General features: G+C 48.2%; 1 protein-coding gene. It reads left to right on the forward strand.

Going from position 1 to position 301, the window contains the following annotated elements:
* Nucleotides 1-115: 115 nt before the first annotated feature.
* Nucleotides 116-301 (forward strand): hypothetical protein (locus tag QP970_RS11640; RefSeq protein ID WP_284869972.1); only part of this gene is annotated, 186 nt, incomplete at its 3' end.

Here is a 301-nt window from a genome sequence, read left to right on the forward strand (position 1 = left end):
AACGCCCACACGCAGCGGCCGTCAGGGAATGAGAAACTGAGTCTTCGCTGCTCTCCGCCCAACTTTGCAACAGCACCTATTAAGTTAACTTTACGGATTTTGAGGGTAAGGTTTTATGATCCAGTCCAATAAACCAGGTGTAGGGGCGGTTATCGTAGCCCTAGCTGTCCTATGGCAAGGAATCGGCACTGCGATAGTCGGAGCCCAAGTAGACCCAGAGCTATCTACTTTTACTACGTTTTCAGCGTTTCTTATCGCAGCGATTATCTCCACAGTGGTCTATTTAGCGTTTTATCGTAGA

This window comes from Corynebacterium sp. MSK073 (assembly GCF_030232085.1).
Lineage (GTDB): Bacteria > Actinomycetota > Actinomycetes > Mycobacteriales > Mycobacteriaceae > Corynebacterium.